Raw genomic sequence first — 22,068 nt, forward strand, 5'->3', positions numbered from 1 at the left:
CCTTATGATTTAGCGTATGCAGCATTATTAGCAATTAAGGTATTAATTGCCTGCACTGATGTTGCTGATCGTAAACCATCTTCTGGTGTATTTTTACAATAATCAATTAACTGAGCGATACTGCTTGTAGCTACATGCATTCTTGTATCTGAAGATGCATAGTAAATATTGACATCTCCTTGTTCATTTACAATCCAGCCATTACTAAATACAACATTAGATACGTCACCAACACGTTCGCTTCCTTCAGGGGCAATTAAATGACCTGCAGGCTTATGGATAATCTTCCATGGTTGCTGTAAATCCGTCATAAAAGCATATAGAACATAACGTAGACCTGCTGCAGTGTTACGCACGCCATGAGCCAAATGTAACCAACCTTCGGCTGTTTTAATCGGCGCAGGGCCTTGACCATTTTTAACTTCATTAATGGTATGGTAAGTTTTAGAGTCGACGATAACCTCTTCTTTTATCTCTGCATTTTCCATAGAGTCGCTTAATCCCCAGCCAATGCCGCCACCTCCGCCAACACTGATAAACCCATCTTGTGGACGAGTAAATAAAGCATATTTACCTTCGACAAACTCACTATGTAAAACTACATTGCGTTGTTGACCTGAATAAGTGATCAAATCAGGTAATCTTTCCCAATTCACCATATCTTTAGTACGGGCAATGCCACATTGTGCTTCTGCGGCACTGGTGTTTTCCATTTGCGTGGTATCTTTTCTTTCAGTGCAAAATAACCCGTAAATATAACCATCTTCATGCGCAGTAAGACGCATATCATAAACATTTGTATCAGGCTTTTCTGTTTCCGGTAAGGTTATTGGGTTTGACCAGAATCTAAAATTATCAATACCGTTTTCACTTTCTGCAACAGCGAAAAATGATTTTCGGTCATTGCCTTCCACTCTAACAACTACAACATATTTATTATTAAACATGATGGCACCAGAATTTAAGGTAGCATTAACTCCAATTCGTTCTAATAACATAGGGTTAGATTGCTCATTAAAGTCATATCGCCAGTCCAATGGTATATGATCGCGAGTGATGATAGGGTTTTCCCAACGTTGATAAATACCGTTATATTGTTTACTAGGCTGATTCTTTAACGTTAGTAACTGCTCACTTTCATTTAATAATTTTGTTTTCTTTTCCTGAAAACTTACTTTTACTCTATTGGTCATAATTTACTTCTCTATTATTCCATTGTACTACTGAAATTCATTACCTAATCAAAAGGTGATAACAAACCATTGTTCTGTTTTTATTGATTGAGCAGCCAAGCTGCATGCCCTCTAACTTAGTTAGTATTGTCTCAACAACATTAATATTTATTACAGCTCCTAAAACAATGAACCGGAGATAATTTACTCGTAATTCATTAGTTAACATTAACGAACAAAAATACAGCTAAGTTTCATTAGTAGTGGACTAAACATGCTCAACAAAAATACAAACCAACAATGAACCGGTTCATATTTGTAATTTAGCTTTTTTGAACAATTTTTACTAGTATTATTTCAATTAAGTTGTAAAAATAATGATAAAGCAGTTGTTTTCCGTGTATTTACATTATTCTTTAAGGAAATATAAATGAGTACCATCAGAGATGTAGCCAAAGAAGCTGGCTTATCTACAGGGACAGTTTCAAAAGCACTTAGTGCACCTAAAACAGTATCTCCAAAAAATTTAACTAAAGTACAAGCCGCTATTCAAAAATTAAATTACAAACCTAATATGCTTTCGCAAAAGTTTCGTAATAAACAATCCCGTACCATAGTTATCTTAGTACCGGATATTGCTAACTTATTTTTCGCACAAGTTATTAGTGGTATTGAATATGTAGCTCAAAAGCAGGGATATAGTGTATTACTCGGTGATACTAGAGACGACATAAAGCGTGAGCAAGACTTCATTCAGATGGTAGAAACACGCCTTGCTGACGGTATAATTAATTTGCGTCCTTTTATTGAAGGAGATTCGATGCTTCCTAATGATGATGTTATCGCTGTTAGTGCAGGTAGTTGTGAAAACACTCCATATCCTTCGGTGAGAATTGATAATGTAGGTGCTAGCCAAAAGGTCGTCGACTACCTCATTTCACTAGGTCATAAACGTATTGGCGTTATTTCAGGATTAGCTAGCAATCCTCATACAGTAGATAGGCTTTCAGGTTACAAAAAAGCGTTAGAAAAGGCCAAAATTGATTTTGATGAGGAATTAATTTTTGAAGGTGATTTCAAATACTGGTCAGGATTAAGCGCATCAGAGTACTTTTCTCGAATGGAAACTAAGAGGCCCACTGCCATATTTTCAATGAATGATGAGATGGCTATTTCGGCAATGAAAGGATTTGCAAACCATGGCATTCGAGTGCCTGAAGATATATCAATTACCGGATTTGATGATCGCCAAGTATCTCGATACCTTACTCCTGCCCTTACAACAGTAGCACAGCCAGCAGAAAAAATAGGTGAGAAGTCTGCTGAATTATTATTGCAACTCATTGAAGGTAAAAAACCTAATCAAACTGAGTTTGTACTTCCTTATGATTTTGTTATTAGAGAAAGTACTGCGGTAAAAAGCTGATGCCTAACTAGGTGTTGATTATTGAATTTATTTCAACACCTAGTGACTTTCAAAAATTAATTTATGAAACTTGTGTAGAAGCTTTTTGTAAATCAGCTTTCATATCATTTTCGTAAGCTCCGACTGTTGCCTCTTGTTTCCTTTGAGTAATTCCTTGGCGTAGCTTTTTATTTATCTCTTCTACAACATCGTCGGTTAGGTTATAAAAATAGATGAATATTCCTGATAACAATGCTCCTAAGCCGGGTAAGTAACTCACCATCATACGTAAACCTTCTTTGGCTGTTTCAGTTTGTTCTACGTTCGCTTGATAACCGTAGATTGCTAATGTCCAACCCGTGATTGCCCCTCCTAAGGTCCAGCCCATTTTCTGTGCGAAAGAGGCTGAAGAGAAGATCAAGCCAGTAGAGCGTCTACCTGTGGTGTATTCAGAATAATCCGCAGTATCTGCATACATTGACCATAACAGTGGAAATATAATGCCGGCACACATGCTAATAAACACTTGTGATAATAAGATAAACCACACCTGTGTAGCGCTAAAATAAAAAACACCAAAAGACAAAATTGCAGCAATAAACATCGCGAACATAAAGGTATTCTTTTTACCGATAGCCGAAGAAATAGGTTTAGCTAACATAACGCCGATAATATTAGCAGCCTGACCAATAACAAGGTAAGTAGCAATAAGACTAAAAGAGATACCAAAAATATTGACTTCACTCACTTCAAAGTAATACTTTAAATAATAAACCGCTGCGCCATCTCGAATACTATTAAATATCAACGTTGATAGTGCTGCGCCTAATAAAATAAACCAATGCTTGTTTTTAGCTAGATTTTTTAAATCAGATTTGAGTGAGTTTTTTTGCTCTTTTGGTGGCTGTACACGTTCTTTTGTCCAAGCAAAAGTAAAGTAGAACAATATCGAACACAAGACGCCATAGACCATTACCGTATACATCCAGCCAGCTTGCAAGTCTGGCTCACTACCGGCCATAGTACTAAAATAGTCAAGTAACGGCTCTATCATGGCAAGTGAAACAATACCGCCGGCGAAGGCAAATACCATACGAAAAGAAGCCAATGTTGTTCTGTCTTCACTATGAGACGACATAACTCCAAGTAATGAACCATAAGGAACATTTACTAGGGTATATACCATCATCATAAGGGTGTAAGTAACGTACGCGTAGGCTATTTTATATTCCAGCGCCCAATCAGGCGTAGTGAAAGTTAACACTCCTACCAATGAAAAAGGAATAGCGCCAAAAACGATGAAAGGCCTAAATTTCCCCCATCGAGTATTGGTTCTATCGGCAATAATTCCCATAATAGGATCATTTGCCGCATCCCAAATTCTCACTAATAAGAACATGGTCCCCACTGCAGCAGCAGACATACCAAACACATCGGTATAGAACACCATCAAATAGACAGCAAATAATTTCCAAAACATTGACGAGGCAAAATCGCCAAAACCATAGGCAATTTTTTCTTTTAACGCCGGCCTATCCTCATTTAAAATCATATTGTAACTACCTATTCTATTTATATTATTATAATTCACACAATATTTATCTGCATTTCATTATTGCTTATTGTGTCCGCTTCGCAGGGAATACGGTAATTAACCGCCCTATCATGAACCGGTTCAAAAGATACCAATATAGTAATCAACAATTAGCTAGACTGTCAATAATTAATTCCCTTCTATAACTGCCAATATAATAGTGAACCACAGGTTACGTGTAATAAATCAATTTTAACAAACACAACCAGAAAAAAATGAACAAAACATCTACTATTCATCAACTTAAAAAAACATTCTGTACACCATTTCAATCAATCACTCCACAGTGATAGATAAACAACACTTAGTTTTAAGTTGATGAACAAATCCAACTTGAACCGGTTCATAATGTATGAAAGAATAACGCTATTCTCAGGTGGCTTTAGATAAAATGAAAAAAAGTCTAATTTTTGGAAGTATCATTAATGAACAAAGAACTATCGGTAGCGATCAAAAACTATGTTGAATGGTTAGCCAACTCTGCCCTACCCTTATGGAGTTCAAAAGGGGTAGACAGTGATGGAGCTAGTATAGAGCAGTTTTCTGCTAATGGATTGCCAGACTTTGAAAGTAATAAACGTGTACGGGTACAAGCAAGGCAAATGTTTGTCTTTAGCGCTGCTACACAAGAAGGTTGGATTGACAATGGTTTTGATCTGGTCGTTTCACTAGAAAATTTTTGTCAACAATACGCCAAAATCCCTGAAAAGTCTCATTATGCTCACATCTTAAATGCAGATAATATCATTATTAACCCAAATAATGATCTGTATGATATTGCCTTCTTTCTTTTAGCTTATGCTTGGCGTTATCATGTTTTCAATGATTTAAATGCGCTAAAAAAAGCCAATCAATTACTCAATACTATTGATAACAATTTAAAAGAAGCCCCAGGAGGTTGGATGGAAGGTGATTACTCAAGTACGCATCGACGTCAAAACCCTCACATGCATCTATTTGAAGCCTTTTTAGCGCTATACCAATTTACTCAAGATGGTAAATGGCTCGCCAAAGCGGGTGAAGTGTACTGTTTGTTTGAAACCATCTTCTTTGATCATGAAAATAAAGTGCTGCTAGAATACTTTACTGATAACTGGCAAGTAGCACAAGGTGAGATTGGGGAAGTTGTTGAACCAGGGCACATGATGGAATGGGTTTGGCTGCTTAGACAATACCAAAAGTACACTCAAGCCCCAGTCGATGAATATTGTCATGCTTTATACCATAATGCTTTAAAGTTTGGTCTAGACAAACCAAGCAATCTATTATTCGATGCGGTAAACCTTTCTGGCGTGGTCACCAAACCATCAAAGCGCTGCTGGCCAATGACAGAGTGGATAAAGGCCAGTTTGGCACAAGCTGAGTTTACTTCCAATGAAGATGAATACCCTTATACTGCAGATAGCATTACAGCGATTACTGCATTATCACAACATTATTTAAACTCCCCTCATCATGGCCAGTACATCGACAGCCTTGATCAGGATAATCAAATACTGGTTGATAATGCCCCTGCCAGTACCCTTTACCACCTTGTGGTAGCTGGTTTAGAAGCACAAAAATTTGCGAGTAAGTACCATGTTAAATAACCTAACCGTTAGCCATAAACTCATATTGGCACTCTGTCTCATGTTAAATATACCTTTAGGTGAAACAGCAGAACTAAAACGACCTAATATCTTATTAATATCAGCTGATGATATGGGCTTTGATGATAGATCAGCACAATCTCATCCTCATATTAATACGCCATCTCTCGATAGATTGGCTAGCCAATCATTACAATTTACCGATTTCGGCGTCTCCCCTGTATGCGCTACCACTCGATCAGCATTATTAACTGGTCGAGATTTTTATAAAACAGGTGTTTCTGGTGTGCATGGTGGTAGAGACTACTTACACTTGTCAGAAACACTTATTTCGCAAGTTTTACAAAATAATAACTATCGAACAGGTACTTGGGGAAAGTGGCATTTAGGCAAAACTAAAGGCTACTTACCTGAAGATAGAGGTTTTGACAGTGCCTACTATGCTGAGCTCTACCGCCACGAAAATAACACAGGCTTTTTCAACGGCAAACCGGTAGCCCATGATAAATGGGTATCAGAAGTCATCACTGACTATGCCATTGACTTTATGTCTGAATCATCTGAGCAACCATTTTTTGCTTATGTAAGCTTCCTCGCTCCGCATGAGCCTTGGTTAGCCCCAGAGCAATATGTTAAACCACTAACGGAAAAAGGGCTCCGCCCAGCCATTGCAAATTTATACGGCATGGTTGAAGAGATGGATTTTCACATTGGCAGATTATTAAACTATTTAGAAGAAAATAATTTAGCAGACAACACCATTGTGATTTTCTTATCTGATAATGGTCCATGGTGGGATTCTAGTAATTTTGGCGCCATGACGACAACCGAATGGTATGACAGAAACCCGACTAAAATGAACGGAGATAAAGGTCAATCATGGCAAAATGGCGTTCGCTCACCACTATTTATTCGCTGGAAAGATCATTGGCAAGCAAAAACAATACAACGTTACAGTGAGGTTAAAGATATCTTCCCTACCCTTGTTGAGGTGCTTGATATTACCTTGGCCGAAAATCATAAACAAATTGATGGTCATTCATTATTGCCACTTATTAACGCTACTGACGCTTACATTAATCCAAGAGAAACCTACATTGGCTCTCATGATGTTATCTCAAAAAAGGCACAATTTAATCAGTGGACTCCCATAGATGATATTGCACGAGAGAAAATGCATTATAAAGATCAATTAATTGCTTTGCGAACCGAGCAATATAAATTACTGCTAAACCCAGCGATGAATCGCCCCGGCTACCCTGCCCCCGAAAATAACTACTTACTCTTTGACATGCAAAAAGATCCGCTAGAGAGAAAAAATATCATTAATGAACAGCCAATCATTGCCGCTCAAATGAAAGAGAAACTGCAAAAAAAATTCACTGAGTTACGTGATTCCCCTGATAGCTTCAGACCACCGAGTTTCCTAGTTGATGCGAAGCAAGATATCTCAATTATTAATGGCTTTGGTCCAAGTAGTACCGGGGGTAATACGATAAGTAAAGCTCACGTTTTAAGTAACCTCAAAGAAAAGGGCGATTTTGCCAATTACAACATAACAGTAATAAACCCTGGCGATTTTGATGTGTATATTAAACAACGAAATACCGACGCTGTAGGCATTGTCATTTCCCTTGCTGCAAGTGATAAAGTCATTACTCATGAATTTGGAGCAGCTAAAATTCAAAAAATTGGCAGTCTATCATTAACCTCTCAAGACACCTTGCTGTCCTTTAATGTGTTGAAAAATAATAGCTATAAACCTTGGGCACAAATATCAGTTTTACGCCGAATATTTCTCGTCCCTAAAGGCGTAGAGATAGATTTAGAGCAACTGGAAATCCCTCAGTAATCGCATATAACCAACTAAAGAAAAAAGAGAACATTGATGCAAGATAATACGCGCGAGCTAAGCTGCTTTAAAACCTATGACATTCGCGGCATAGTACCCAATGAATTGAACCCAGAAATTACTTATAAAATTGGCAGAGCCTATGCGCAAGTTTTCTCTCCAAGAAATGTCATTATTGGTAATGATATTCGCCTATCCGGGCCTGAGCTTTCAACAGCATTAACTCAAGGCTTGTTAGACAGCAATGTTAATGTCATCAATATCGGTGAATGTGGTACAGAAGAAATTTATTTTTGCGTACCACATTTAGACGCTGACGGTGGTATTTGCATTACCGCTAGCCATAATCCCGCTAACTATAATGGTATGAAATTCGTGGGTAAAGGCTCAACTCCTATCAGTGCTGACAATGGCTTATTGGAGATCAAACGTCTTGCTGAGCTAAATACCTTTAGTGAACCAAGTAAACGAGGAAACTACTCAGAGTTATCAATCACAACAAGTTATATTGATAAACTCATGAGCTTTATTAATGTCGACAATATCAAGCCTCTTACCATTGTTGCTAACCCGGGAAACGGTGGTGCTGGTGCTATTATTAATGCTATTGCCCCTCACCTACCTTGTAGCTTTAAAAGAATTCACTTTACCCCTGATGGTAATTTTCCCAATGGCGTGCCCAACCCTTTATTACTCGAAAATAGACAAGACACCTGTGACGCAGTTATTGCTAATAACGCTGATTTTGGTATTGCTTGGGACGGTGATTTTGACCGTTGTTTTTTCTTTGATGAACAAGGTCAATTCATTGAAGGCTATTATATTGTTTCATTAATTGCGCAAATGATGTTGAAGCAACAACCGAATGAAAAAATAATTTACGATCCTAGATTATATTGGGCGACATTAGATACCGTTGTACAAGCAAATGGGCGGGCTGTGGTAAGTAAAACAGGACATGCCTATATCAAACAAACTATGCGTAAAGAAGATGCGCTATATGGTGGAGAGATGAGTGCTCACCATTATTTTAGAGACTTTTATTATTGTGATAACGGCAATATTCCTTGGTTACTCATCGCCGAACTGATTTCGACCACTGGAAAAAAACTATCAGAATTGGTTGCCGATTTAACCAAAAGCTACCCTTGTAGTGGTGAGATAAATTTAACCGTGAATGATAGCCAACACATTATTAAACAGCTAAGTAAACACTATCAACATAAGGCTGAACATCTTGATTATACCGATGGCATTGGCATAAACTTCTCTCACTGGCGCTTTAATGTCCGTAGCTCTAATACCGAGCCATTATTGAGAATTAATGTCGAAACACGTGGCGACAACGCGTTACTCGTTGAGAAAACAGCTGAAATAATGAGTATTATTGAGCAAGAAAGTACTGATATTTGCACCAACTAATATCAAAAGCAACAGTCTAAAATAGGACGGGTATGTTTAAGTTTTGCCCCCGGTGTCAACAAGCTAGCATTTCATTTATCAACAAGCATTATCTAGCTTGTAATGAATGTGATTTTTTGTATTATCACAATACCGCGGCCTCTGTTGCCGCGATCATCGTTTGTGATGACGAGATTCTCTTCACTGAACGCGTTAAATCCCCAGGAAAAGGTATGTTAGACTTACCTGGCGGATTTGTTGACCATAATGAATCGTTAGAGCAAGCGCTGGTACGTGAGCTACAGGAAGAACTCTCCATAACAATTGCTACTGAAAATTTGCAATACTATACTTCTGAGCCCAACACTTACCTTTATAATCATATCAACTACAACACCTTAGATTCGATCTTTATTATCACGCTTGATAGCAAACCTGACTTACAATGTGAAGCGAGTGAAATAGCGAAAGCGCTTTGGGTAAAAACCACTGATATTGATATTGAACAACTCGCCTTTGAATCTATTAAAAAGGTCATTAAAAGTTATATACAACAATGCTTTTAGCAACGAAATTAAGAGGTTATTATTGATAACGCCTCAATAGTTCAATGGTTGCTTTACTGCCGTCAAGTTCAGTTAAATGCTGTCCTTCAAATTCAGCGCTGACCACACCATTAAAACTTTCGTTAAGTAAGATATCTAAACTCTTTTTATAATCAATGCTTGTCTCTAGACCTTGTGCATTGAAATGATGCGCCTTGGCACTAATCGACTTGGTAAAAGGCGCTAAATCTATTAAACCTTGTGTTCTGTCATACCACCTTTGCGGCTCTATATTCCAACCTCCCATGAAAAAGTTATCAAAGTCAGTGAACACGCCAACATTAGTGTGGTTAGTTTGTTGCATTAACATCGCTAGCCAAGCTCCATTATTTGAGGCATAACCATGGTTTTCGACTAGGACTTCTAATTGATATTGTTTGCCAATATCACCTAACTTGCTCAGAGATTCCGCGCATTGGTTGAGCTGTTCAAGATAATTACCGTTACCATAAGCATTAACACGCAACTGATCACAACCAAGCTCTGCAGCAGCCTCAAACCAAGGTAGATGTTTTTCTATCGATTGTGATCTTTTTTGAGCCGAGCTATCACCAATTGAGCCGGTTTCATCACACATGAGTACTTTAAAACCTACTCCTTCGTTCACTGCCTTGGTTTTAAATTCAGCCAACCATTTTTTATCTTGCGCATGACCAAAAAAAAGAATATTAACCAAGTCCACATGCTCAACCCCTAGCTGCCTCGCTAAAATAACGATATCTCTTGAATCCATTGAGCCTTGCAGAATGGAGTCAGGCTCTTGGTGCAATAACCTTAAAAATTTTGCGTAATCACGTTGACTATCACCTAAAATAGCTCGATGAAATGACCATTGAGATAGAGATATATCAAAACGTTTATTTACTTGTTTATTACCACTATACGCTCCCAGATGAGGAAACAACGTAGATGCAGCTACTAGTTTTAAAAAGTCCCTTCTCGTGCTCATAATTTTTCCTATTCACGTGTACCGCTTTGTAAAAACGGCCAGTTTTGGCTAATAAAAAGCCCTGTAATTACAGGGCTTAATCTATTGATTTATCTTAACAAGTACAATTACATTTTAACTTGTATACCAAGCGTTAAACGACGCTCTGCATAAACTCGGCTATCAATATTACTTTCCCATTGATGGTAGTTTTCTTGATATTCTTCCGTTAAGTTTGTTCCCTGCAAAGATACCGTAACTGTCTCATTTATATCATAACTTATTGAGGCATCAACATAGCTAGTTGGCGCTGTATAATAAGCAAATGAGTAATTACTTTCTTGCTTTAAGCCACCATACATTTCACTACGATAGTTATGTGCAATTCGTGCTTGTAAGCCATACTTTTCAAACCATAACGCAAAGTTTGATTGATGCTCTGAGTTATTATATCCCGGCAAGGTATCGCCATAATAATCATGATCTGAGCTATCACTTGGAGAATAAGTGTAGTTAGCAGTAACACCAAAACCACCCCAGAAGCCTTCTAAGAAATCAAGACCTTGTTGATAACCCACTTCAACACCGTGACCCCAATCGCCAGTTTGAGAGAAATTCTCAGTAGTGCTAATAGGCACAGTACCGGTGAATGTTTCTGTAGTTAAGTTATAGCCACGCACAACACCATCACTATCAACAATGTCATCACGCTCAAGAATTATATTTCTTGATGCAGTACCACTTTGCACGAAGAAAACCCCTAAATTAAACATACCTGTTTCACTGAAATACCACTCATAGGACGCTTCAACATTAGTTTGTCTATTGGGCTCTAATAACGGGTTACCCGCTTGACTACCACTGGTTGCACAGAATACATCAGCACCGGTATCATCTTGCACATCACACGCTTTAATACGATTTACCGTTAATCCACCCGCTAGAGCATTGGTATTATGTGTAGAAACCGTTTTGGTATAAGAAAAACGCACTAATTGCTCTTCATTTAAATTTACCGCTAAATTGATCGCCGGTAAAAAATCACTATAACTGGTATTGGTATACAGCTTATTGCCATCAGGTTGTAAAATACCAGGACCAATTAAAAACTCTTGACCATTAAACTCGGCGACATTACCCACTAATGATTCACTTTGCATGATATCAAATTCAGTTTCTATATATCTAAAACCTATATTACCTGTATAGTCAAAACCAAATAACTCACTGTCAAAATTCGCTTGAAAATATAATGACGTTGTTGCTTCTTCAACTGTGTAGACATTAGCTGCATCAGGTACAAGTACATTTGTGCCGTATATTTCGTTATGCCATGCAATAGGATTTTTCATTGCTTCAGGGTTGATAAAGTAAAGCGTATCTAACCCAGTTGTACCGTGAAAGTCACTAATACTTGTGACCATGCCTTTTTCATCTAGCTCTGAAAAAGACATTGGCGGAATATAAGACTCCCCCGTTAATGGCGCACTTGTTGCTGTATCTTTCCAGCGCGCTAAAAATGCATCGCCATATTCATTAGTTCGGGCAACACCACCATACCAACCTTGCTTCTTAACTTCACGTTTTCCGTAGCGTACACCAAAATCTAGTGAGGTCACCATATCCAATACTTCTAAATCAAGCTCATAAGAGCCATCTAAACGAAGAACATCCAAATTAGCATTAGTAAATTCACCGTATAGATTACTGGATTTGTTGCTATAACGGTCTAGGTTACTACCAACAACTTCGCCATCAATGGTGGGTAGTGACCAATTTTGACTTTCACCCGCATAAGAAATACCTACTGGTACTTGTGTATAGGCTCCCTCAACAGGTGTACCATCAGGTAAGGTTGCCGCAACACCGTCATAACCCCATGGGTTGGCATGACTTATAAACTCACCATTTACACCATGGTATGTATCACCTATTTGTGAGCCAGAGGTGATAAATGAGTCAATAACACTACGCGCACCATCATTATTAGCTTCACCATGTACATAACGTAAACTAGCCGTTAAAGCACCGCCATTGTCATATTTAAGCTCTAGGTTAGTATTTAATGCTTCTTTCTCAACCGCCCAAGTTTGACTTTGGGTTTTCATTGCACGTGCTTGGTACTCTGCATTTTGAATCGTATAGTAACTACCTTCATTGGTAGTAAAAACACCGCCATCACTGGTTATATTTGGATATTCAGTGAATTCTGTTGGCGTATACCAACCGGTTTCTGTCTGCCAAGCTTGACTAGCCACTACACCGGCAAAATATTGATATTCTTCTAAATCAGTATAAAAGACATCCGCCGTTACTTGCCAAGCATCCGCTAACTGTACTTGAAAAGAGGCATTAATACCGGTTCTATCACGTTCGATAAAACGGTTGCCGGCTTGATGCCCTTGGAAACCGTAAAAGACATCGTTTGTGTCACCATCACCATTAATATCTAGGTTATCTTGAACAAAGTTAGAGCCTTCATTAGCGTGAAAAGACCAGCCTCCATATTGACCCGGCTCGCCACCTTGTGAGCCATTAGTATAATCGGCTAAAGTACTCGTTGATTTTGATACGTTTAAGCTAAAACCATAATTATGCTCACTGTTATAGCCAACAAACCCTGAAAATAAACCATCAGTTTCATCTCCCAATGAACCTTGCGTAACTTCACCTTTACCTAGCGCAGTCCAACCCTCTTCTAATAAAAATGGGCGATTGGTTTTCAAATCAATAGTACCAGCTAAACCACTTACGACATTACGCGCTTGTGATGATTTATAGACATCAAGCCCTGACACCATAGTTGATGGAATATCAGAAAAGTCAGCTCCTGTGGTAGTTACTGAGCCTGCAGATAACATTTGTTCGCCGTTTAAGGTCGTTGTTACATCACCTTTACCACGAATGTTCACTCTGGCACCTTCACCGCCAGAACGAGTAATTTGTATACCAGTAATACGTTGTAATGAGTCAGCAATCGTGGCATCTGGTAGTTTGCCAATATCTACAGCAGAAATTGAATCGACAACACTGCCTGAAAAACGTTTTGTGTTCATTGATTGTATTAATGAGCCACGGATACCCGTCACTTGAATTACTTCTATTTCTTCATTATTTTTTTTAATTTCAGCTTCTTCTGCTGCATATACTGGTGTTCCAGTTAACAATAGCCCTGCCAGAACGCCAGCAGAGATAGTACTTCTTTTAAATACTTTATTATGGGAAGTCATACTTCATTCCTATTTTTTAATTTTAATAGAATGGTGTTAGGTAGCGTGAGCGTTGCTCTACCCTACCTAACAAACTTATATTCACGTGACGTTGTTTATTCAAAAACGACATTATCGATAAAGAATTGAGCATCGGTGCTAACGTTATTAGGCGCTTGAAAACGAACACCAAACCCAGACAGCTCACTCACTTTCACATCATCAACGGATAAATCGATTGTTAACTCAACGCCACCGTCAGTAACCGCTACTGCAGCAGGCCAACTTTCGTCACCACTTGGTGATTTCCAGAAAATATGGGCATTAACATCCGCACCGGCATTGATAGCATTTACCGTGATTTTCATTGTCGAAACATCACCTAGGACTAATCCGCCACTTGGATACACTTGGAAGACAATATCTGCCGTGGCATCTGTTTTAGCCGATAACGCAGTGCTATCTTGGGCTGACCAGTCTTCTGAAAGATGTAAGCCTGCGGTAGGTGTCCAACTTATTTGGAATTCCCAACCTCGAGTTCCCTCAAAATCATACATAGTGCTATCATCAAGACGAACATTATCTAGATAGAAACGTGCGTCAGTTGCGGCGGCATCAATACCTTGAAATTGGAAGCCAAGCCCTGCTAACCAATCGTAGTCAGAGACATCTACTTCTAGCTCTACGCCACCATCCATAATAGAAACAGCACCACCATCTGCCCAAGTCCAATCACCACCGTGCTTAACAAATAATTTCACGGTAGTTCCTGCGCCTGCGTCAATAGCATTACCGCTTACTTTAACGGTAGTAATATCACTCACATCGATGCCACCTTCAGGATAGGTTTGAAAGATTACGCCAGTAGGGTCGGTAAGTGCACTTAAATCTTTAATCAAGGTTAAGGCTCTATTACCTTTTGTTGACCAATCATCTGTTACCGTTATGCCTGAGACAGGATTCCAGTTAATTTGACTTTCAAAGCCAGAAGCGTCTGGTTCAAAGTCATAAATCACATCATCATCTAAGCGAACATTGTCTAAATAGAATTCCGCTGCAGTAGCCGTACTATCTACGCCTTCAATTTGGAAGCCAAAACCAGCTAACCAATCGTATTCGGTAAGATCAATGGTTAGTTCAATGCCACCTTCAACAACGGCGGTTGCACCACTGTCAGCCCATGTCCAGTCATCGCCATGTTTAACAAATAACTTTATGGTTGTACCTTCACCAGCATTGATTGTGTTACCACTGACGGTAATGCTTGTTACATCGCTAACATCAAGGCCGCCTGTTGGGTAAACTTGGAACATGACACCTGTTGGTACTTCTGCTTCAGCACTTAAATCTTTTACTAAAGATAACGCTCTTGAACCACTGGTTGCCCAAGCATCAGAAGTTGAAATTCCAGTAGTGCCACTCCAGTTAATTTGTGCTTCAAAATTACTAGTACTCACTTCATAACTTTCATAAAGCCCCGCTTCAACCTTGTCACGTCCACCTGGGATGTCAGCTAGGTTGATCACACCTTCAAAAGCATAGTTTGCATCAATAACTGCAGGATCTGCACCTTGAGGGCCAATAACAGAATCTGGATTCCATATTTCAGAGTTCCAAGTGATGAAGAATGACCACCAAGCATTTTGTTCATGCATTGTTGCAACACTAGGAATGGTACCGGTTTCGGTTAACGCTACTAGTTTTTGACCATCATGACGATCTTTCAAGGTTTCATATTGCCCTTGAAAAGTAGCATTCTCGTCATTTTTAGGTGTCGCGTAACCATCGTAACCAACAATATCTACATACATGTCACCTGGATACCAGTCTTCACTTAATGATTGTGTGTGAGTAAATAACCAAATAAGATTATCTAAACCATGATGATTGGTCATGCGATCATGCATCAAAATCCAAAGCTCTTTCAAAGCACTTGAGCCTTTCGCTCCCCACCAGAACCAAGCGCCTTCAGCTTCATGCAAAGGACGCCACAATACAGGTATACCCGCATCTTCTAACTTTTGTAATTCAGCGGCGACTATATCAATATCAGTAAGTAATTCTGCGTATTCTGCGCTATTAGTATCAGCTAATGCAGCCGCTAGATCGAAATCGGTATCCTTAGTATAAAATGCACCTTCAGCATTATGATTAGCACTTGGAGCACGCCAATGGTATAACGCTGAAACAACGATATTTTTCTCGTTATGCTCAGCAATAATAGACTCAGTTAAGCCATCATAATCATCACCTGTATGTGAAGATGAGAAATTCATATAGTCAAAAGCAACAATGCTGGGTGCATCATCACCTGTTGCAGAAACTATTTTGTCAAACTCGGTTAGCGGAAAACTATCGCCTTCCTTTCTAGGGAATTCAGTTTGTCCCGTTAAGGTAGACATTCCGTAGTTTTCCGTTAGGAATACCATGAGTTCTTGCGCTTCTTGTGAAGCATTTTCATTGATTAGATCGGGTGCTACCGGTAAAGGGCCTGCAGGCTGAGCTGCTGGTACCGTCATTAAATAATCTAAACGGTAGTAATTCCAACCTCCACCCACTTCAATGATGTTTTCACCGGCATTAAGTTTAACAATGCCAATTCGATATTCTGAAAAACTACCTGTCGCTTCAAGAACAATTTCAGTTTCAACGCCATTGACTGAAACAAGCGCATTTTTATTACCATAACTAGATGGTATACCGAATGCACCATATAGAGTAACAAAAGCTTCTTCTTCAGAGTCGATGGTATATTTAACTGCAGCGCCAGGGGTAAAATCTTTAGTATGCTCGCCAGATGCTCCTGTTAAGTAACAGTCTTCTCCTGAAGAACAAATTTCGACAGATATCAGTTCAGCAACGCTTTCATCTTCAATTTGATAAAATACTTTGGTAGCAGGATCAAAAACTACAATTTCAGTTTCATCCACTATCGGGTTACCGTCACTATCAACCGCCGCACTACCATCGCTTTCCAACGCCGCTATTTGAAAAGTAAAACCTTCAATACCGATAACATCAGGTGCAGTAAAACTAATTTCAGCTTCAGTCCAATCCTCGACACCTTCTATCGGAGTACCACTTGTTTGTGACCATAGTACAGTTTGACCTGAAACAGTACCCACCAAGCGGCCTGATAAAACAACTGTTGAGCCAGGTTCATATTCAGCGCCTTCGCCGGCGAGAACACCTAATGGTCTTTCCTCAGGTTCATACACCACTGTATCAGTATTAAGTGTTTTCTCTTCAACACAACCAGCGAGTCCCCCTGATAATGTTGTCGCTAGCAATATTGTGCTAACCGTTTTTAAATTTAGTTTTTTATTCATAATACACCTCTTAGTATCTCCACAGCTATTTTTTAATTATTATTTATTCTATGCAGCCATCAAAATGAACCGGTTCACTTATTTAGCAATTAAAAACCGGAACCCCTTTTATTAACAAGAATGAACCGGTACAATTATTTACACTTTAGACAATTTAAATGAATTTATTTGATTTTACAATAGTAAATTTCAAATAGTTTTCATCAGCACAATTATTTATCAAGATATCTTGGAGGAATGACATGAACACACGTACAAAATTACCTAGCTGGCAACAGCTAAATGCACAAGTTCTTCAAATGAATAATACTCATATGAATGACTTGTTTGCTGCTGACCCACAACGTTTTAGCAGATTTTCTATTCAATTACCGGCCTTTTTACTCGATTACTCTAAAAATCTGATCACCAAAGACACCTTTGACAAACTCATCACACTAGCTAAGGATTGCGAACTAGAAAGCTGGCGAGCAAAAATGTTCAACGGTGAGCGAATTAATAAAACTGAAGACAGAGCCGTTTTACATACAGCCCTAAGAAATCGTAGCTCAACTCCTATTATGTTAGAAGGTCACAATATCACCGAAGATGTAGAAAGCGCCTTACATAAGATGAAAGACTTTAGTGCTAATGTACGTCAAGGAAAGTGGCTAGGGTATTCCGGCAAACGTATTACCGATATTGTTAGCATAGGTGTTGGGGGCTCAAATTTAGGCCCACAAATGGTTACTGAAGCGTTAAAACAATACAGCGACCATAGCTTGAATATGCACTATGTTTCAAATGTTGATGGTACACAGATTGCTGAAGTACTGCGCCCATTAACGCCCGAAACTGTCTTGTTCATAATTTCCAGTAAAACCTTTACTACCGCTGAAACCATGACTAATGCCCGAACCGCAGTTAAATGGCTTACATCGGCTTCATTTGATGATAAAGCTGTAGCCAAGCACTTTGTTGCAGTTAGTGCCAATAAAGAAAACGCAACGGCCTTTGGTATAGATGAAGATAATATCTTTGATATGTGGGATTGGGTCGGTGGTCGATTTTCTTTATGGTCAGCCATTGGTTTACCTATTGCTTTGGATTTAGGATTTGAAAAGTTTTTAGAATTACTTGATGGCGCTCATGAGATTGATAACCATTTTTGTAATGCACCGCTAACAGAAAATGCACCGGTTATTTTAGCGTTACTCAGTATTTGGAACTGCACCTTTTTAGGCGCACAATCACAAGCAATTCTACCGTATGACCAATCACTACATATGTTGTCAGCTTACATGCAACAAGCAGAGATGGAGAGTAATGGAAAGTCCGTAACTTGGGATGGGGTAGAAATTGATTATCCAACTGTCCCTACTATCTGGGGTGAAGTCGGCATTAATGGTCAACATGCCTTTTATCAGTACTTACATCAAAGTAATAATATTGTCCCAGCTGACTTTATTGGCTCGGTTGAAAGTGTCACGCCCGTAAAAGGACACCATCAAACCTTAATTGCAAACTACTTCGCTCAAACACAAGCCTTAATGCAAGGAGTCGATGAAGAGCAAGTGCGTGCTGATTTAACCGCGAAAGGTCGCCTACCTGATTACATAAATAATGTTGCGCCACATAAAGTTCATAAGGGAAACCGTCCAACTAATAGTATATTAATGAAGCGTATATCACCGCGTACCATTGGTAGCTTGATAGCCTTGTATGAACACAAAATATTTGTACAGGGTATTATTTTACAAATATGTTCCTTTGACCAATGGGGAGTAGAGTTAGGTAAGAGCTTAGCAAATAGTATTGAAACAGAGCTTCAATCAACCAAGGTGAATACATCGCTCGATAGCTCTACTGCTGGCTTGATTGAATTTTATAAAAATAATTTATCTCGATAAAATAAGCGCTAAACCTTATCAATTATTATTGATTTAATTGATACTTTCTCCTTACATTTTCTACTGAAACAAAAAAGCCTCGTAATTACGAGGCTTTATATAATTTATTCTAAGAAGTCTTTATAAAAGAACAACCGAAATCCTAGAAAGGAATATCATCATCAAAATCAATTGATGGCTCTTGTGGGTTTACTTTAGGTGCTTGCTGTTGCTGCCCTTGTTGTGAAAATCCACCTTGCTGTTGCTGATAACCACCTTGTTGCTGCTGTCCCTGCTGATTTGCAGAAAAACCGCCTTGCTGTTGAGCAGGTTTGTTATATGACTGTTGAGGAGCTTGCTGTTGAGCTTGGAAGCCACCTTGCTGCTGCGCCGCAGGTTGACTTTGAGCGGCAAAACCACCTTGCTGTTGTGGAGCTTGTTGCTGAGCTTGGAAGCCACCACCTTGCTGTTGACCTTGGAAGCCACCTTGACCAGATGATTTACCATCTAACATTTGCATAACACCGTTAAAACCTTGTAGAACGATTTCTGTCGTGTATTGATCTTGGCCTTGCTGATTAGTCCACTTACGTGTTTGTAATTGCCCTTCAAGGTATACTTTTGAGCCTTTTTTCAGATATTCACCAGCAATTTCAGCTAATTTCCCAAACATCACTACACGGTGCCATTCAGTTTTCTCTTTTTGCTCACCACTTTGCTTATCTTTCCATGTATCTGATGTTGCCACAGTAATATTAGCGACTGCTCCACCATTTGGCATAAAACGTACCTCAGGATCTTTACCTAAGTTACCAACGATAATTACTTTATTTACACCTGCCATGAAAAATCCTATTGATTGTGCGCAAAAATGAACATTTATTGTCGTTAAAACAGGCTCATTTTTGTAATTGAAAAATTTTATTTAAGAGAACAATTCTATAGATAATGAGAAGATTTATCACTCTTTTTTTATTAAAAAAACTATTTATTTTAGCTTGCTGATTTATATCAATTTAGTTACCAAAACTAGGCCTCGTTATAGCGGTGTTCCAACAATTGCTCACGAATATTATCAGGCAGTTTTTTAGACTTTTGTGTTGGATAATCGAAATGCACCATAGCTGCGGTACCCGAAGCACACTTTTCACCGTGCTGCCATAGCTCTTGATAAACATCAAAAGATGCGCCACCAACGCGGCTAACAAATGTTCTCACTTCAATCGTTTGGCCATAAAATATTTGTCCATGGTAATTAACTTCTATTTTAGCAATGATCAAATGCCAATCTTTAGGATTTAAATCGGGGGTAAATAATTTAAAAATCGGCTCACGTGCTCCTTCAAACCATATGGGTACTATGGTGTTATTAATGTGACCTAATGCATCGGTGTCACTAAATCTCGGCATAAGTGATTGAGTATACATATAACGTTTTTCTCTACATTTATTAGATAATAAGGGCTATAGTAACGTTAGTTTTTATAAAAATCAGCTCTTGTTTATAACTTTAACTCCCTTTAACAAACCCCATTTAAGAAGTTGTTTATGAATAAAATAATCCTATTGCTCAGTGTTATCGTGTCTCTGCTAGTGAACAGTTCAAGTGCTTATGCTAAAGGTGATAAATCAGCCCCTGACAGAGTAACAGGTGATGGGCCGTATAAACGCTTAATTTTACGTGGCGGTACTGTAATATCAGGAGAAGGAGCCCCTGCTCGTGGCCCCATGGATATTATTATCGAAAATGATCGTATTACTCAAATAGTGAGTGTGGGTAACCCTGGTGTTCCCATACTTTCCACACATAGACCCGTTGCCAGAAAAGGTGATAAAGAAGTAAATATTGAAGGGCAATATGTATTACCGGGATTTATTGAGATGCACGGACATATTGGCGGAAGTGCTGACAATATTCCTGCTGAATATGTTTTCAAATTATGGTTAGCTCACGGTATTACTACCGTACGTGAGCCCGGTAGTTTTAATGGTATTCCTTGGGTAATGAATCACGTTAAACGTAGTGAAAAAAATACTATTGTCGCACCACGTATTATCCCGTACTTCGTTTTTGGTTTAGGCTTAGATGAACCTATCACAACCCCAAAACAAGCGAAAAGCTGGGTTAAATCAATTGCAAACAAAGGTGCTAAAGGCATTAAGTTTTTTGGCGAGCCTCCTGAAATTATGAAAGCAGCACTAACCGAAGCGAAAAAACTAGGTTTAGGTAGCATGATGCATCATGCGCAACTTGATGTGACAAATATGAATGTGGTTGATTCTGCTCGATTAGGCCTAACCACTATGGAGCACTGGTATGGTTTACCTGAGGCTTTATTTGAACATCAGCATATTCAAAATTATTCACCTGACTATAACTATAACAACGAACAAGACAGGTTTGGTGAAGCCGGACGCCTATGGCTGCAAGCGGCCCAAAAAGGCAGCGAAAAATGGCAATCAGTACGAGATGAATTATTAGCGTTAGACTTTACCCTTGATCCAACCTTAACTATCTATGAGGCCAGCCGAGATTTAATGCGTGATATGAACGCCGACTGGCATGAAGATTACACATTACCAACCTTATGGAATTTCTTCCAACCTAACCGATACGCGCATGGCTCATATTGGTTTGATTGGACAACAGATGATGAAATTGCTTGGAAGAAAAACTATCAACTATGGATGAGTTTTCTCAATGATTATAAAAATCATGGGGGTCGGGTAACCGCTGGCTCAGATTCAGGTTATATTTTTAAAATTTACGGCTTTAGCTATATTCGTGAATTAGAGTTACTCAGAGAAGCCGGATTCAATGCTTTAGAAGTGATTCAAGCGGCAACCATTAACGGTGCTGAAGCATTAGGCATGGACAATGAGATAGGCTCAATACGCGTCGGAAAAAAAGCCGATTTAGTCGTGGTAAATGAAAATCCACTACGAAATCTCAAAGTACTTTACGGTACCGGACACTTTCGATTAAGCGCAGATAATAAGCCAACCCGTGTTGGCGGTGTAAACTACACCATCAAAGACGGGATTATTTTTGATGCCAAAGCACTGTTAGCTGATGTAAGAGAAATCGTTAAAGAAGCCAAAAATTAAAAAAAACT

The 22,068-nt window shown here is 38.9% G+C and carries 14 protein-coding genes; 7 read left to right on the forward strand and 7 right to left on the reverse strand.

Annotated elements, in window-relative coordinates; all coding sequences use genetic code 11:
• Positions 1–2: 2 nt before the first annotated feature.
• Positions 3–1,193 (reverse strand): glycoside hydrolase family 130 protein, encoded by a 1,191-nt coding sequence (locus AC27IF_RS05415; RefSeq protein ID WP_487052725.1) that lies wholly within the window; start codon positions 1,191–1,193, stop codon positions 3–5.
• A 409-nt stretch (positions 1,194–1,602) separates the two neighbouring features.
• Between AC27IF_RS05415 and AC27IF_RS05420 the strand changes: the two genes are divergently transcribed.
• Positions 1,603–2,598 (forward strand): LacI family DNA-binding transcriptional regulator, encoded by a 996-nt coding sequence (locus AC27IF_RS05420; RefSeq protein WP_487052726.1) that lies wholly within the window; start codon positions 1,603–1,605, stop codon positions 2,596–2,598.
• Positions 2,599–2,659: 61 nt separating this feature from the next.
• Here AC27IF_RS05420 and AC27IF_RS05425 read toward each other — a convergent pair whose 3' ends face one another.
• A complete protein-coding gene (locus tag AC27IF_RS05425; RefSeq protein WP_487052727.1) occupies positions 2,660–4,129 on the reverse strand; it encodes an MFS transporter in 1,470 nt (489 codons plus the stop codon).
• A gap of 467 nt (positions 4,130–4,596) precedes the next feature.
• Here AC27IF_RS05425 and AC27IF_RS05430 point away from each other — a divergent pair, with 467 nt between their 5' ends.
• Genes AC27IF_RS05430 through AC27IF_RS05445 form a run of 4 tightly spaced genes read left to right on the forward strand, consistent with a single transcriptional unit; the run spans position 4,597 to position 9,579 of the window.
• Positions 4,597–5,760 carry an AGE family epimerase/isomerase gene (locus AC27IF_RS05430; protein ID WP_487052728.1) on the forward strand — a complete coding sequence of 388 codons (1,164 nt, stop codon included), beginning with the start codon at positions 4,597–4,599 and terminating at the stop codon, positions 5,758–5,760.
• A gap of 40 nt (positions 5,761–5,800) precedes the next feature.
• Positions 5,801–7,612, forward strand: a complete 1,812-nt coding sequence (locus AC27IF_RS05435; RefSeq protein ID WP_487052730.1) for a sulfatase-like hydrolase/transferase — start codon at positions 5,801–5,803, stop codon at positions 7,610–7,612.
• A 36-nt stretch (positions 7,613–7,648) separates the two neighbouring features.
• On the forward strand, positions 7,649–9,034 hold the full coding sequence (locus tag AC27IF_RS05440) for a phosphohexomutase domain-containing protein (protein WP_487052731.1): 1,386 nt from the start codon (positions 7,649–7,651) through the stop codon (positions 9,032–9,034).
• A gap of 32 nt (positions 9,035–9,066) precedes the next feature.
• Positions 9,067–9,579: an NUDIX hydrolase gene (locus AC27IF_RS05445; protein WP_487052732.1), complete on the forward strand. Its 513-nt coding sequence runs from the start codon at positions 9,067–9,069 to the stop codon at positions 9,577–9,579.
• A 19-nt stretch (positions 9,580–9,598) separates the two neighbouring features.
• Here the strand turns inward: AC27IF_RS05445 and AC27IF_RS05450 are convergent, their stop codons facing one another.
• The 3 genes from AC27IF_RS05450 to AC27IF_RS05460 all read right to left on the reverse strand — a co-directional run bounded on the left by AC27IF_RS05450 (position 9,599) and on the right by AC27IF_RS05460 (position 17,084).
• Positions 9,599–10,567: a sugar phosphate isomerase/epimerase family protein gene (locus AC27IF_RS05450; protein ID WP_487052733.1), complete on the reverse strand. Its 969-nt coding sequence runs from the start codon at positions 10,565–10,567 to the stop codon at positions 9,599–9,601.
• A 107-nt stretch (positions 10,568–10,674) separates the two neighbouring features.
• Positions 10,675–13,776, reverse strand: coding sequence for a TonB-dependent receptor (locus AC27IF_RS05455; RefSeq protein ID WP_487052734.1), 3,102 nt, complete (start codon positions 13,774–13,776; stop codon positions 10,675–10,677).
• A 95-nt stretch (positions 13,777–13,871) separates the two neighbouring features.
• Entirely contained in the window at positions 13,872–17,084 is a 3,213-nt protein-coding gene (locus AC27IF_RS05460; protein ID WP_487052735.1) for a glycosyl hydrolase, read from the reverse strand.
• Between the two features lie 242 nt (positions 17,085–17,326).
• Here AC27IF_RS05460 and pgi point away from each other — a divergent pair, with 242 nt between their 5' ends.
• A complete protein-coding gene (gene pgi, locus AC27IF_RS05465) occupies positions 17,327–18,973 on the forward strand; it encodes a glucose-6-phosphate isomerase (RefSeq protein ID WP_487052736.1) in 1,647 nt (548 codons plus the stop codon).
• A 142-nt stretch (positions 18,974–19,115) separates the two neighbouring features.
• Here the strand turns inward: pgi and ssb are convergent, their stop codons facing one another.
• Both ssb and AC27IF_RS05475 read right to left on the reverse strand, forming a co-directional pair.
• Positions 19,116–19,796, reverse strand: coding sequence for a single-stranded DNA-binding protein (gene ssb / locus AC27IF_RS05470; protein WP_487052737.1), 681 nt, complete (start codon positions 19,794–19,796; stop codon positions 19,116–19,118).
• A gap of 185 nt (positions 19,797–19,981) precedes the next feature.
• Positions 19,982–20,380, reverse strand: a complete 399-nt coding sequence (locus AC27IF_RS05475) for an acyl-CoA thioesterase (protein WP_487052738.1) — start codon at positions 20,378–20,380, stop codon at positions 19,982–19,984.
• Between the two features lie 120 nt (positions 20,381–20,500).
• On the opposite strand from AC27IF_RS05475, the gene AC27IF_RS05480 reads away from it, so the two are divergent.
• On the forward strand, positions 20,501–22,060 hold the full coding sequence (locus AC27IF_RS05480; RefSeq protein ID WP_487052740.1) for an amidohydrolase family protein: 1,560 nt from the start codon (positions 20,501–20,503) through the stop codon (positions 22,058–22,060).
• Positions 22,061–22,068 lie beyond the last annotated feature (8 nt).

The sequence above is a fragment of the Colwellia sp. KS18-150 genome, assembly GCF_057551365.1.